Origin of the sequence: Actinoplanes sp. DH11 (assembly GCF_020873875.1) — a bacterium.
Lineage (GTDB): Bacteria > Actinomycetota > Actinomycetes > Mycobacteriales > Micromonosporaceae > Actinoplanes.
Map to the genome: position 1 here is coordinate 33778 of NZ_JAHWGU010000016.1, position 12669 is coordinate 46446.

Genomic DNA, 12669 nt, shown 5'->3' on the forward strand with positions numbered 1-12669 from the left:
TGCCGCGCCCGCACGCAAAGGCCTTCGCGTTTTTCCGTGGCTCGGTCGGACTTTAGCCGCGAAATTTCCAAGGGCCGGACAGGTTTAATCGTCCGTGCCTAGGATCACGGCAGGAAATGTCCAAGAACGGAGAAATCGCTATGCGAACCAAACTTTGCGTTGTCGCCGGTATGGCGGCGGCCTTCGCGCTCCCGATGTCCGTCGCGGTCGCCTCGCCGGTGCAGGCATCTCCCGTGGCGGAAGTCGGCACGGCGGCCGGTGTCGGGGATTCACGCCCCGATTTCGTTCCGGCGGACGACCCGAAGGAAGATGACGAAAGTGATCTCGCGGACAGTCCCGTCGAGGTCAGTGGCGCCTTCTGACCAGTAATACGAAAATGCGGGCAGGGAGTCGTTTTTCTTCGGCTCCCTGCTGTTGTGTAAAAGTAAGACGACGAAAAGGCGAGCCATGCGTTCCTTGACCACTTTCCTGCTCGCCACCGCCGTAGCGGCCGGCAGCGCCCTGACGGCCGGCGTCGGCGGTGGGGCTGCCGCTGCGGCGCGGGCGGACTGGAGCACCACGGGGATGGTGCCGATCGGCCAGCCGATCGAGGCCGGCGGTGTCGCGGTGGCCTACGTGGTCCGGGACCGGCACGTCTACGCCCAGGGCCTGCGTCCCGGTGACGGCGACGTCCTCTGGGAACGCGAGATGACGCCGAGCATGCAGACCGTCGGCATCGAGTTGTTGCCGCACAAGGTCGGCGACAACGCGACGTTCCTTACGCCGGTGCCGGAACGGGGGCCGAAATGGGCCAGGCTGGTGATCGTCGACGCGGTGACCGGCCGGGTCGAGCAGAGCAGCCCGCCCGCGCTGTTCCGGACGGGAGTGTTTCGGCGGCCGGGCGGCGTGCGCCATGGCGACCACCGAGACGGGCGGGGAGATGCGCGGGTACCGGCTCGACGTCGGCACCGGTGCTTTCACGCCGTACCGGGTCGCGCTCCCGGCAACCGCCCGTGCCGTCGGGGAAGCGGGCCTGCACGACCTCGGCGGGCGTCCGGACGAGCGGCTCGCGCTGGTCAGGGACGGGGCGATCCGGTGGCAGCGACCGCTGACCGACGCCTTTCCGGCCGGCTTCAGCACCAGTAACGGCTGGAACTGGACACACCTCGCGGCGGCGGGCGTGTTCGCCGGCTCGGTGTTCAGCCGCGGCGTGCGGACGACCACGACCGTCGACTTCGACCTGCTGCCGGACAGCGGCAGCGCCGCTCTGGACGAAGCGACCGGGGCCGTGCTGTGGCGGGAGGTCGGGACCGTGGTGAGCTGCGCGGGCCAGGTCCCGCTGCCGTACGAGCCGGTCCGGTGCCGGGTCAGCGGCCGCGAACACATCGTCTTCGACCCTCTGAAGATCACGTTCGAGGACCTGGACGTGACGCTGGAAGGCTTCGACCCCCGCACCGGGAAGACACGGTGGGCGGTGCCCGCCGGCGCGTCCGAGCAGCTGGCCGGTGGACTGGAACGCGCCGCGGTGGCCGGCGAGCACACGATCGTCGCCCGGCTCGGCAGCGGCGACCGGATGATCGACCTGACAGACGGGACGGTCACCGTGCCGCCGGCCGGAGCCGCCTTCTGGTGCTTGAAAGCCGCCCAGTTCGACTACCACCAGGGGCACGTCGCCCCGGCGGGCACACCGGAGAGGTTCCGGCGTGAAGGCGGCAACCTCGCCACCGCATGCGATGCCACCGGGAAGCCCACCGGCTACGGCCGGCCGCCGGCCGGGGCGTCGCGGGCGGTAGGTGCGGTGGCGGGCGGCTACGCCGTGGTGGCCACCGCTGACGGCTTCCAGGGAATCGCCGTCGGCTGATCGGAACCGGTCGTGCGGCGTGCCGATCGTGGGTGCGTGACGGTCGTGGGGGGTGTGACGGTCGTGCGGGCGTGACGGTCGTGCCGGTCGGCATGGCGTGCGGGCGTGCTGGTCGTGCGGGCGTCCTGGTCGTGCACGGCGTGCGGGCATGCTGGGCGTGCGTGCTGGGCGTGCGGCTGTGTGGGCGTCCGGCTGTGTGGGCGTACCGGCGTGATCGGTTCTCAGGACCGGGGACGCCCCCGGCCGGTGGTGCCGTGTGCGCCCAGCCGCAGCATCGCCTCGCGCACCTGGCCGGGAGTCATCGGCGGCTCGGGCAGGGGGTGCGCGGCCGGGGCGCGCAGCCCGTCGAGCATCAGGGCGATGCCGCGCCGCCAGGCGCCCGGGGCCACCCCGGTGGTGGCGCGGACGAGCATCGAGGTGGACCAGAGGATGTGGGGCAGGTCCTCGGTGGTGAAGTCCGCCCGCAGCACCCCGGCCTCCTGCGCCCGGGTGACGAACGTCCGTGCGGTCGTCAGCTGCGCGTCACAGATCGCGGTGAGCTGACCCGCCTCGCCGAAGCGCCGGCTCACCGCGTCGTTGAGACCGAGGTCGCTCGCCTGAAGTTCGCACAGCCCCCAGACGTAGCGGGTGAACGCCTCCCACGGGTCGCCGGCCGCCTCCGCGTGCGCGGCGATTTCGCGGGCGCAGCGCGCGACCCGCTCCGTCATCACCGTGTCGACCAGGGCGTCCCGGCTGCCGAACCGGTTGTAGAGGGTGCCCGCGCTGACCCCGGCCCGCTGGGCGATCTCCTCCAGCGGGGCGTCCAGCCCGCGCTCACCGAAGACGGCCGCGGCGGCGGTGGTGAGGCGTTCCCGGTTGCGGCGGGCGTCGCTGCGCAAGGCCTTCTCCATGCCTCCAGCCTAACTTGAGACCCACCTCATCTTCGCTGTGGCGCAGCTGGCGGCCGCCCGGGAGGGTGTCCCTATGGTGTGTCGAGCGGCGATCGGAGGCTATTGGGCCGGTTTGCACCAGGACTCGGAGCATGGCGCGCAGGACGCCGACGTGGCAGCGGGCGAGCCGCAGGTGCCCGGCGTGCTGTTGCCAGCCTCGGCTCCGTTGAGACCCCTGGACAGGTGGCCGCGGCGGCTGCGTCGGCTCCGCGCGGCGAAGTTGATCTGCTAGCGCTACGAAATCGCGGTTTTGACCCCATGATCACAGCGATTTCGTAGCGCTAGCAGATCAACTTCTCGCCATGGGCGGCGCGACCGCAGCCGGGACGGCAGAGCCGGGTTGCCGCGCGGGCGGTATCGACTGGGGGACGATCGAATGGTGACGGGGCTGGTCGGGGGCGAGGGCTCCGGCTGGTCGGCGGTGAGGGCTGGAACTGACGGCGGTGCGGGCTGCGGCTGGTCGGCGGTGGGGCTCGGACTAAACGGGCGGTGCGGGCTGGGGCTGGTCGGTGGTGAGGGCTGGGACTGATGGGCGGTGCGGGCTGGGGCTGGCCGGTGGTTGGGCTGGTGGAGGCCCGGGGCGGGCGGCCTGCTGCGGAGGGGCGGTTGAGGCGGGGAGAGGGATCATCGGACAGAGGGGACGTCCGGCACTGGGCCGGACGTCCCCCGATGGTGTGGCGCGTCAGCTGAGCAGGAACGCGGTCGCCCGGTCGGAGACCGTGATCGTGCCCTTGACGTGGCGCAGGTACCGGCCTGCGGCGACCCGGACGGTCACCCCGTCCCGGGATGCGACCCGGGTGACCGGCGTGCCGGTTGCCGAGAGCGACACCGTGGTTCCGGTGACCGTCACGAACTTCGCAGGCTCGTCCACCGACTGCATTGTCTCGGTGCCGTCCGCCGCCGGGATGAACCGGAACTGGGTCTTCTCCAGGTCGCGCGGCGCCCGCGCGGCCTCGATCACGTCGCCGGTGTGCCGGACGAACCACTGCGGCGCGTCGGCGGGGGAGAGCCGGACGATCGGCCCGCCGTCGCCGACCGGGATGCCGAACAGCGGCGTCCCGTCCTCGTGCCAGTAGAGCTTCTGCACCCGCGTGTGCCGGTTCGGGTCGTAGAGCGGGTCGCCGGTGATGTCCCGGTAGTCGCGGGCGTGGTAGACCAGCACGTCGGTCTTCCCGTCCTCGGCGACCGTGAACGAGTTGTGCCCGGGCCCGTACCGCTTCGTCCGCTCGTTCGTCACGAAGACCGGATCCGGGGTCTTCACCCAGCTCGACCGCTGCAGCAGGTCGGCGTCCGCGTCCGCGGTGAGCAGGCCCATCGCGTACCGGGCGTCGGTGGCGCTGGCCGAGAAGGTCAGGAACACCCGCCCGTTGCGGATCAGCACGGCCGGGCCCTCGTTCACCCGGTAACCCAGGATCTCCCAGCTCAGGGTGGGCGTGGCGATCCGGGTGGGCTTGCTGCCCAGGGTCCACGGGTTCGCCATCCGCGCGATGTAGAGGCTGGAGTTCACCGCGATCTCCGGTTCGCTCTGCGCCCACACCAGGTACTGCTTGCCGCGGTGACTGAACGAGGTGGCGTCCAGGGTGAAGCCGTCCCACTCGGTGACGAGCTTGCCCTTCAGGGTCCAGCCGGCCGGGTCGCGCGGGTCGTCCAGTGCCGACTCGAGGACGTAGGTCCGGATCCGGAACACGTCGTCGGAGTCGCCGGCGGCGAAGTAGATGTACCAGCGGCCGCCGATGCGGTGCAGCTCCGGCGCCCAGATGTGGCCGCCCATGGTGCCGCTCGCCGGCCGCCGCCAGATCACCGACTCCTCGGCCGTGGACAGGCCCGCGAGGGTGCTGGCGCTGCGGACGACCAGGCGGTCGTACTCCGGGACCGAGCCGGTGAAGTAGTACGTGCCGTTCACCGGCCGGGTGATCCACGGGTCGGCACGCTGACTGATCAGCGGGTCCTTGGTGGTCACGCCGTAGATCTCGGCGTCGGTGCGCGGCGGTTTCGGCGCCGGGGCGCCCTCGGCACTCGCGGCGGTGAGCCCGGCGAGAGCGCCGGCGCCGGTCACCCCGAGAGAACCCCGCAGGAGGGTACGGCGATCGATCGCGTACGTCATTGTCGGCTCCTCATCGGGTCTTGATGCGCAGGAAGGTGACCGAGTTCGCCGGGAACTCCCGGGTGAACGTCGATCCGATGCCGTCGACCGTGCTGGTCCGCGGCTGGATCGGCTCGGCGGAGCGGGTGTTCTGTTCGCCCGGGTCGCCGGTGATCACGGTCATCCGCGCGGTCCTGGCGACCTTGCGGCCCAGGTCGACCTTCGTGACCGCCGGGGTGCTCTGCGCGTTGACCACCTTGACGATCAGCTCACCGGCCCGGGTGTCCTCCGTGACGACCTGCGCGAACGGCTCGGTGACCTGGTTGTCGTCGAAGCTGGCCCACTCGGTGCCGTCGACGAACAGGGTGACCTTGGTGCCGCGTACCTGCACCTTGAGGTTGTAGGTCTGCCCGGTGGTGACCGTGTTGGGCTTGGTGAGCAGCTGCTCTTTGGCGCTGGTGACGCCCTTCTCCACGGCGCCCTGGGTGTTGTTCCAGCCGCCCAGGTTCCACCAGTAGAACTGGCCGGTCTCCTGGACGCCGAACGCCACCAGGAAGCCCTCGGCGCCGGCCGTCTTGGTGGCCGTCAGCGTGTAGTCGTAGTCGCTCTCGCCGATGGTGGCCGCCTTGACCATGGTGTCCTCGGCGGTGACGTCGGTCTGGGTGTAGGCGCCGTCGGTCACGGTCCACGTGCCGCGCGGCTGCACCGGGGTCCAGCCGTCCGCGGTGCCGTCGTCGAAGTTGTCGCTGAACAGCACCGTACCGTCCGGGCGGGTGACCTTGACGTCGTCGTAGACGGCGGCGGTCCGCCAGGTGGAGAGCCCGACCGCACCGGTGATCGGCTTGGGCTGCACCACCGCGCCGCCGGTGACGCTCGTCGGCACCACCCGGTCACCGACGTTGTTCATGAACAGCTTCTGCACCTGGTAGCTGGTGGAACCCCAGGACTCGTCGTTGTCGAACCAGATCATGTCCGGTTTCCACTGGACGTTGTCGACGTTGGCGAGCAGCGGCGCGTAGGACGCCATCTTCACCACGTCGGCGTTGCGTTCCAGGCCGGTCATGTACGCGGCCTCGGCGAGCGAGTTGAACAGTTTGTTGTCGAGCGACGCGTACTCACCGAGGAACACCTTCGGCCCGTTACGGTCGTAGCCGTCGTACCGCTCGTTGTTCTGCAGGAACCAGGCCGGGCTGTTGTAGTAGTGCTCGTCGACCATGTCGGAGCCGTGCGCCCGGTTCTTGGCCCAGAGGTTCTCGAAGGTGCTGCCCTGGTCGTCCGGGCCGGAGTTGCTGACCACGGTGATCGCCGGGTGCTTCGCCTTGATGGCGGCCTCGAACTTGAGGAAGTTCGCCCAGTACTCCTCGGGCAGGTTCTCCTCGTTGCCGACCCCGATCGTGGTGAGGCCGAACGGCTTCGGGTGCCCCATCTGCGCGCGCAGTCTGCCCCAGGTGCTGCTGACCGGCCCGTTGGCGAACTCGATCAGGTCGAGGGTGTCCTGGATGTACTGCTGGAGCAGCGCCTCGTCGGCGGTGGCCCGGTTCTGCCCGCAGCCGGTGACAAGCGCCGGCACCACCGGCAGCGGCATCGCGCCGATGTCCTCGGAGAACTGGAAGTACTCGTAGTAGCCGAGGCCGTAGGTCTGGTTGTAGCCCCAGAAGTTCTTGTTGGTGGCCCGCGTCTCGACCGGCCCGACGGTGTCCTTCCACTGGTAGGACCGGGCTCGCGGGTAGTTGTTGGCGGCGTCGTACGGGTACATGCTGCCGGTGTTGACCAGGCAGCCGCCCGGGAAGCGGACGAAGCCGGGGTTCAGGGCCTCGATCTTCTCCGCCAGGTCCTTGCGCAGGCCGTTCGCGCGGCCCTTGTAGGTGTCCCGCGGGAACAGCGAGATCTCGTCGAGCCGCAGCGTGCCGGTGCCGGAGGTGGTCACCGCGAGCCGGGCGGCGTCGGTCGTCGCGGTCGCGGTCAGCCGGCCGGTGTACTTCTTCCACGTGTCGCCGGCGGCGGTGATCGTGAGCGGCCGGGAGAGCGCCGTGCCGTCCGCGGCGCGCAGCGAGACGTCGATCCTGGTGCTGGCGGCGGCCCGGGCCCAGACCGAGAAGGTGTAGCCGGCGCCGCGTTCGAGGGCGATCGCGCTGCCGGTGCTGGGGCTGGGGAAGCCGGCGTTGGTCAGGCCGGCCGCGCCGTTCACCGTGAGGTAGTTGCGGTTGCGTTCGTGGAGCCGCTGGTCGTCGTCGGTCACGGTGGCCGAGCCGGACACCGTCCAGCCGGTCAGGCCGTTCCAGCCGGCCGCGTCGGTGCCGTTGAACTCGAAGGAGCGGTTGCGGACCAGTTCGGCGTAGAGGCCGCCGTCGGCCGCGTAGTTGATGTCCTCGAAGAAGACGCCGTACATCGACTTGTCGATGGTGGCGCCGGTCGCCGCCGGGTTCACCGTGATGGTGTAGTCGGGCTCGGCCGCGGCGGCGGCCACCGGCGGTGAGACGGCGAGCGGGAGCGAGACCAGGACGGCGGCCACCCCCGCGGTACGGGTCGCGATGGATCTGGGCACGGATGGTCCTCCGGTGTGTCGGGGATGTTTCCGGTGGACGAGACTCTGCAATGTGTACGCAAACATCGATCGCCGTGTCAAGAGTCGCGTGTCGATGTATTTACCGGTCAAGAGTGGTTACAGTGCCGGGAAGAGCCTGTTGTTAGCGCTAACTCGAGGGGTTCACGTCTGGTTCGAGATCAAGAGGCTTTGCCACTGTCCATCCCCTGATCGGGGAGTTGTCCGGTAATGGGCGCCTGATGCTGTGCTGAGGCAACCGCCCGGCGCCACCCCGCCCAGGGCCGGACAGGCAGGGGACACGGGCTGTGGTGCTCACGATGGCGCTCGCGATGCTGGCGGCACTGGCCTGGGGCGGCTCCGACTTCCTGGCCGGCCTCGGCGCCCGGCGGATGGCGATCCGAACCGTGCTGATCGGGTCGGAACTCACCGGTCTGCTGGTCGCCGTGGTGTTCCTGGCCCTGCGCCAGGCGCCGCCGCCCGCCGATGCCCGGCTGATCGTGCTCGCCGCGGCCGCCGGACTCGTCGGCCTGGCGTCGATGGGCCTGCTCTACCGGGCGATGCGCGAGGGCAGTCTCGCCGTGGTCGCCCCGGTCTCCGCCGGTGCCGCCCTGGTCCCGGTCGCCTGGGGCCTGCTGCACGGTGCGAGCGCCGGACCGGCCGCCCTGGTGGGTGGGGTCGCCGCTCTGGCCGGGATGACCCTCGCCAGTTGGCCCGTCACGACCGGCCGTCCGGCCGACCCGCCCCGGGCACGGCCGTCGCTCGTGCCGGTGAACGCGGCCGCGGTCTGCGGTGCGGGCGCGGCCCTCGGCTTCGGCGCCTACTTCGTGCTGCTGCACGAGGCGGCGCCGGCCGATCCGTACTCGGCCACCGCGTACGCCGGGATCGCCGGTGGCCTCGCCGCGCTGCTGATGCTGCCGTACCGGCCGGCGTGGCCGGCCACCGGACGCGCCGGTGACCGGTGCCGGCGGACCGGCCGGCGGTGGCTGCTGCTGCTGCCGGTCGGTGTCGGTGTGCTCGAGACGGTGGGCGACGGGGCGTTCGCGCTGTCCGCGGCGGCCGGGACGGTCGGGACGGCGGCGCTGCTGGCCTCGATGTACCCGGCCGTGACCGTGCTGCTCAACACCGCCGTCCTGCGCGAGCGGCTGCCCGGCGTCCACCTGGCCGGGGTGCTCAGCGCGCTGCTCGCGGTGGCCTGCCTGGTGGCCTGAACGGCCGCGGCACCGGCGGCGCTCGACAAACGGTGCCTCGACGTTCACGTCCCGTTCACCTCGAGCGGGTGGTCGCCGTACACCTGGGCTTTTAGCGTCCGGGCAGCACGTCACCGATCGGGTGGCGTGAGACCGAGGAGATTCGATGTCCGACCAGAGTCGCCGGCTTCTTCCGCTGCTGACGACCCGTGTACCGGGTCACAGTGGTGGCGCGCGCGACGCGATGACCTGTCTGTACCGCTGCGCCAACGCGTGCGACCACCCGGCTCCGAACGAGTCGGCCAACCCGTACCTCGGCGACATCGTCAACGCCGAGATGAGCCGTCGTGGCGTGGTCCGGGCCGGCGCCGTCGGCGCGATGGTCCTGGGCTTCGGTGGCGCGGTGGCCGCCGCGAGCCCGGCCGCGGCCGCCCCGGTGGCCGAGGGCGTCGTGCCGGAGGCCTTCGGCGGACCCAAGCACCACCACAAGGCCGGCAAGCTGAGCTTCCGGGCGGTCGCCCCGAACACCGCGGACGCGGTCACCATCCCGCCCGGCTACCAGTCCTCCGTGGTGCTGCGCTGGGGTGACCCGGTGGTGCCCGGCGCCCCCAAGTTCGACCTCACCAAGCAGACCGGCGCCAGCCAGTCCCAGCAGTTCGGCTACAACAACGACTTCGTCGGCGTGATCCCGCTGCCCGGGGAGAAGAACCGGGCGCTGCTCGTGGTCAACCACGAGTACACCAACGAGGACCTGATGTTCCCCGGCTTCGTCAGCCAGGACGCGCTCACCCGTGACCAGATCGAGGCAGCGATCGCGGCGCACGGACTCTCCGTCGTGGAGATCGAGCGGGTCGGCCGGACCGGCCAGTGGAAGCCCGTCAAGGGCCGCAAGCTGCGGTACAACAAGCGCATCACGGCGCTGTCCACCGAGTTCAAGCTCACCGGCCCGGCGGCGGGGTCGGCTGCGCTGCGGACCGCGGCGGACCCGCGCGGCTACACGGTCATCGGCACCCTGAACAACTGCGCGGGTGGCGTCACCCCGTGGGGCACCGTGCTCTCCGGCGAGGAGAACTTCAACCAGTACTTCGTCGGCGGCGACGCGGTCGACGCGGCCACCAAGACCAAGTTCAACCGGTACGGCATCCCCACCACCAGCCGGTACCCGAGCGGCTCGCGCAAGTGGGACCGCGTGCAGGAGCGCTTCGACCTGGCGAAGCACCCGAACGAGGCGAACCGGTTCGGCTGGATCGTCGAGGTGGACCCGCTGAACCCGGACGCCCCGCCGCGCAAGCACACCGCGATGGGCCGGTTCAAGCACGAGGGCGCCAACGTCATCGTGGCCCGCAGCGGGCACGTCGTGGCGTACATGGGTGACGACGAGCGGTTCGACTACCTCTACAAGTTCGTCTCCGAGAAGAAGTACATCAAGAGCGACTCGCCGTGGGCGCGCAAGCACAACCTGTCGCTGCTGGAGTCCGGCACGCTCTACGTCGCGAAGGTGACCGGCGACAGCCCGGCCGCCCAGATCGACGGCACCGGCAAGCTGCCCGCGGACGGCAAGTTCGACGGCAAGGGCGTCTGGATCAAGCTGGTCTCGGGCAACCGCTCGTTCGTCCCGGGCATGACCGCGGCCGACGTGCTGATCAACACCCGGTTCGCCGGTGACGCGGTCGGCGCCACCAAGATGGACCGGCCCGAGGACGTGCAGCCCAGCCTGCGCACCGGCAAGATCTACGCGGCGATGACCAACAACTCCAACCGAGGTGTCGGCACCAACCCCGCCGCGGACGAGGCCAACCCGCGCAACGCCAACAAGCACGGCCACATCTTCGAGATCGTCGAGGACTGCGGCGACCACACCGCGCTCAAGTTCACCTGGTCGCTGCCGATCGTCTGCGGCGACCCGGCCGCCGCCGACACCTACTTCGGCGGCTACGACAAGAGCGCCGTCTCGCCGATCTCCTGCCCGGACAACGTCGCGTTCGACAGTGCCGGCAACCTGTGGATCTCGACGGACGGCAACGCGCTCGGCACCAACGACGGCCTGTTCGCCACGCCGATCGAGGGCCGGGAGAAGGGCCACCTCAAGCAGTTCCTGACCGTCCCCAAGGGCGCCGAGACCTGCGGCCCGTTCATCACCTCCGACGACCGCTCGGTCTTCGTCGCCGTGCAGCACCCGGGTGAGATCACCGGCGCCTCGGTGGAGAAGCCCGCGTCGGTCTGGCCGGACGGCGACTACGCCAAGCCGGGCGTGGTCGTGACCTGGCGGCCGGACGGCGGCCCGGTCGGCAGCTGACCTCCCGGAACGACCCGGCGGCAGCCGCGGTGCGGATCACGCACCGCGGCTGCCGCGTTTTCTTTCACGTTTTCGTCCTCGCAGGGCTGATAGAACCGCCGAAGTCGGGGAAGCCACGGTGAGTCGGCGGTAACTCTGGTGAACCCGGGACGCCCGGGTCAACGTGTCACTGACCGAGGATGGAGGTGACAGGTGACCGACTCATCGGCCCCGACGCTGCCGCGACCGGCCGCGTTGCACCGCAACGACGTGCCGGCCGACCTCGGCGCGACCACGGTGCGGAAACCGCCGAACCGGTTCCTGCCGGCCGTCGTCCCCGGTGTCCTGATGCTCGCCGCCGGCCTGGTGCAGGCGGGCCGGCCCGCGCTCAGCTGGGACGAGGTGACCTCCGCCGAGGTGGCACAGCGCTCCGTCGGGCAGATCGTCGCCATGGCACAGAACATCGACGCGGTGTTCGGCTTCTACTACGTCTTCCTGCACTTCTGGCAGGACCTCGCCGGCACGTCCGAGGTGGCGCTGCGGCTGCCGTCGATCGTGGCCATGGCGGGCGCGGTGGCCGTCGCGGCCGAGTTGGGACGGCGGTTGTTCACCCCGCTCGTCGGCCTGGTGACCGGCCTGATCCTCTGCCTGGTGCCGAACACCTCACGGTACGCGGCCGAGGTCCGCCCGTACGCGTTCGCCTGCTTCTTCGCCGTGCTGGCCCTGCTCCTTCTGCTCGGGGCGGTGCGACGCGGTGGCCCGTACCGCTGGGTGGCCTATGGCCTGAGCGTGCTGCTCCTGGGTCTCTCCCACCTGGTCGCCCTGACCACCCTCGTCGCGCACGCCGTGCTGGTCGGCGTGCTGCTGCGGCACCGGCGCCGCGGCCGCCGCCGGACCGTGCTGACCTGGGCCGGCGCCGTCGCCGCCGCCCTCGTCCCGCTGCTGCCGATCGCCTGGCTCGGCACCCGCCAGGACGACACCCAGCTGCACTGGGTGGAGCCGATCACGCTCGCCCGGATCCGGGCCATGCCGGCCGAGTTGTTCGGGTCCCGCGAGTTCGCCTGGCTGCTCCTCGGCCTGGTGCTGCTCGCCGCGTGGCGCCCGATGCGCCGGCTCGCCCCCGTCGCGGCCCTCGCGTTCGGGCCGCTGCTGGTGCTCGCCGTGGTCTCCGCGCTGCTGTCACCGATGTGGGTGGCGCGGTACCTGCTGGTGGTGCTCGCGCCGCTGGCGATGCTCGCCGCAGTCGCCCTCGCCGGACCCGCCGCGCGACCGTCGCGCACCGGCACGATCCGCATCGCCGCCGTGCTGCTCGCCCTTGCCGTGGTCGCCCTGCCCGCCCACCGGGAGGTCCGGGAACCGGCCGCGAAGAACGGGCCGGACTACCGCTCCGCCGCCCGCATCGTCGGTGACCACCAGCAGCCCGGCGACGTGGTCGTCTACCCGCCGCGGAACCGCGCCATCCGGGCCGGCATGGACTACTACCTGAACCGGCTGCCGCAGCGGCCCGCCGACCCGACCGTCCGGGTGCCGTCCGCGGAGACCGGGCGGCTGGTCGCCGACGAGTACACCGACGACCCGCAGCGACTGGCCGGTGCGCGCCGCATCTGGATCGTGGTCGGCGACCGCCGCGCCGACCCGGTGACGGCCCGCAAGACGATCCGGCCGCTACTCGCGGCGGGCTGGGAACGGGCCGGGTTCTGGCAGGTGAAACGGGCGACGGTGGCGCTCTACGAACGTCGCGGGTGACGGTGGCTCTCGGCCGCGCGCGGTGGCTCGCGGTGGCGCTCTCTGCCACGCGTGGCGGTTGATG

Annotated in this window: 8 protein-coding genes; 5 read left to right on the forward strand and 3 right to left on the reverse strand. The window is 71.1% G+C overall.

The annotated features are described in order from the left end of the window. The first annotated feature begins 116 nt into the window (after positions 1-116). Both LPA41_RS23040 and LPA41_RS23045 read left to right on the forward strand, forming a co-directional pair. Positions 117-362: a hypothetical protein gene (locus LPA41_RS23040; RefSeq protein ID WP_229072831.1), complete on the forward strand. Its 246-nt coding sequence runs from the start codon at positions 117-119 to the stop codon at positions 360-362. Positions 363-892: 530 nt separating this feature from the next. After that, complete coding sequence (locus LPA41_RS23045) at positions 893-1840, forward strand: PQQ-like beta-propeller repeat protein (RefSeq protein ID WP_229072832.1); 948 nt, start codon at positions 893-895, stop codon at positions 1838-1840. A gap of 221 nt (positions 1841-2061) precedes the next feature. Here the strand turns inward: LPA41_RS23045 and LPA41_RS23050 are convergent, their stop codons facing one another. From LPA41_RS23050 to LPA41_RS23060, 3 genes are all read right to left on the reverse strand, one after another. After that, positions 2062-2730 (reverse strand): TetR/AcrR family transcriptional regulator, encoded by a 669-nt coding sequence (locus LPA41_RS23050; RefSeq protein ID WP_229072833.1) that lies wholly within the window; start codon positions 2728-2730, stop codon positions 2062-2064. A 721-nt stretch (positions 2731-3451) separates the two neighbouring features. Further along, the gene (locus LPA41_RS23055) at positions 3452-4873 is read right to left on the reverse strand and encodes a glycoside hydrolase family 43 protein (RefSeq protein WP_229072834.1); all 1422 of its coding nucleotides are present in this window, start codon (positions 4871-4873) and stop codon (positions 3452-3454) included. A gap of 10 nt (positions 4874-4883) precedes the next feature. Next, complete coding sequence (locus LPA41_RS23060) at positions 4884-7397, reverse strand: alpha-L-arabinofuranosidase C-terminal domain-containing protein (protein ID WP_229072835.1); 2514 nt, start codon at positions 7395-7397, stop codon at positions 4884-4886. Positions 7398-7714: 317 nt separating this feature from the next. Between LPA41_RS23060 and LPA41_RS23065 the strand changes: the two genes are divergently transcribed. The 3 genes from LPA41_RS23065 to LPA41_RS23075 all read left to right on the forward strand — a co-directional run bounded on the left by LPA41_RS23065 (position 7715) and on the right by LPA41_RS23075 (position 12605). Then, positions 7715-8605 (forward strand): EamA family transporter, encoded by an 891-nt coding sequence (locus LPA41_RS23065; RefSeq protein WP_229072836.1) that lies wholly within the window; start codon positions 7715-7717, stop codon positions 8603-8605. Positions 8606-8750: 145 nt separating this feature from the next. Next, on the forward strand, positions 8751-10880 hold the full coding sequence (locus LPA41_RS23070; RefSeq protein ID WP_229072837.1) for a PhoX family phosphatase: 2130 nt from the start codon (positions 8751-8753) through the stop codon (positions 10878-10880). A 192-nt stretch (positions 10881-11072) separates the two neighbouring features. Continuing rightward, the gene (locus LPA41_RS23075; protein ID WP_229072838.1) at positions 11073-12605 is read left to right on the forward strand and encodes a glycosyltransferase family 39 protein; all 1533 of its coding nucleotides are present in this window, start codon (positions 11073-11075) and stop codon (positions 12603-12605) included. Positions 12606-12669: the final 64 nt, after the last annotated feature.

What these genes read in the sequence shown, in the direction of transcription:
- LPA41_RS23070 (WP_229072837.1), top strand. Translation starts at nt 8,751, where the DNA reads ATGTCCGACCAGAGTCGCCGGCTTCTTCCGCTGCTGACGACCCGTGTA.
- LPA41_RS23065 (WP_229072836.1), top strand. Translation starts at nt 7,715, where the DNA reads ATGGCGCTCGCGATGCTGGCGGCACTGGCCTGGGGCGGCTCCGACTTC.
- LPA41_RS23055 (WP_229072834.1), bottom strand. Translation starts at nt 4,873, where the DNA reads ATGACGTACGCGATCGATCGCCGTACCCTCCTGCGGGGTTCTCTCGGG.
- LPA41_RS23045 (WP_229072832.1), top strand. Translation starts at nt 893, where the DNA reads ATGGCGACCACCGAGACGGGCGGGGAGATGCGCGGGTACCGGCTCGAC.
- LPA41_RS23050 (WP_229072833.1), bottom strand. Translation starts at nt 2,730, where the DNA reads ATGGAGAAGGCCTTGCGCAGCGACGCCCGCCGCAACCGGGAACGCCTC.
- LPA41_RS23040 (WP_229072831.1), top strand. Translation starts at nt 117, where the DNA reads ATGTCCAAGAACGGAGAAATCGCTATGCGAACCAAACTTTGCGTTGTC.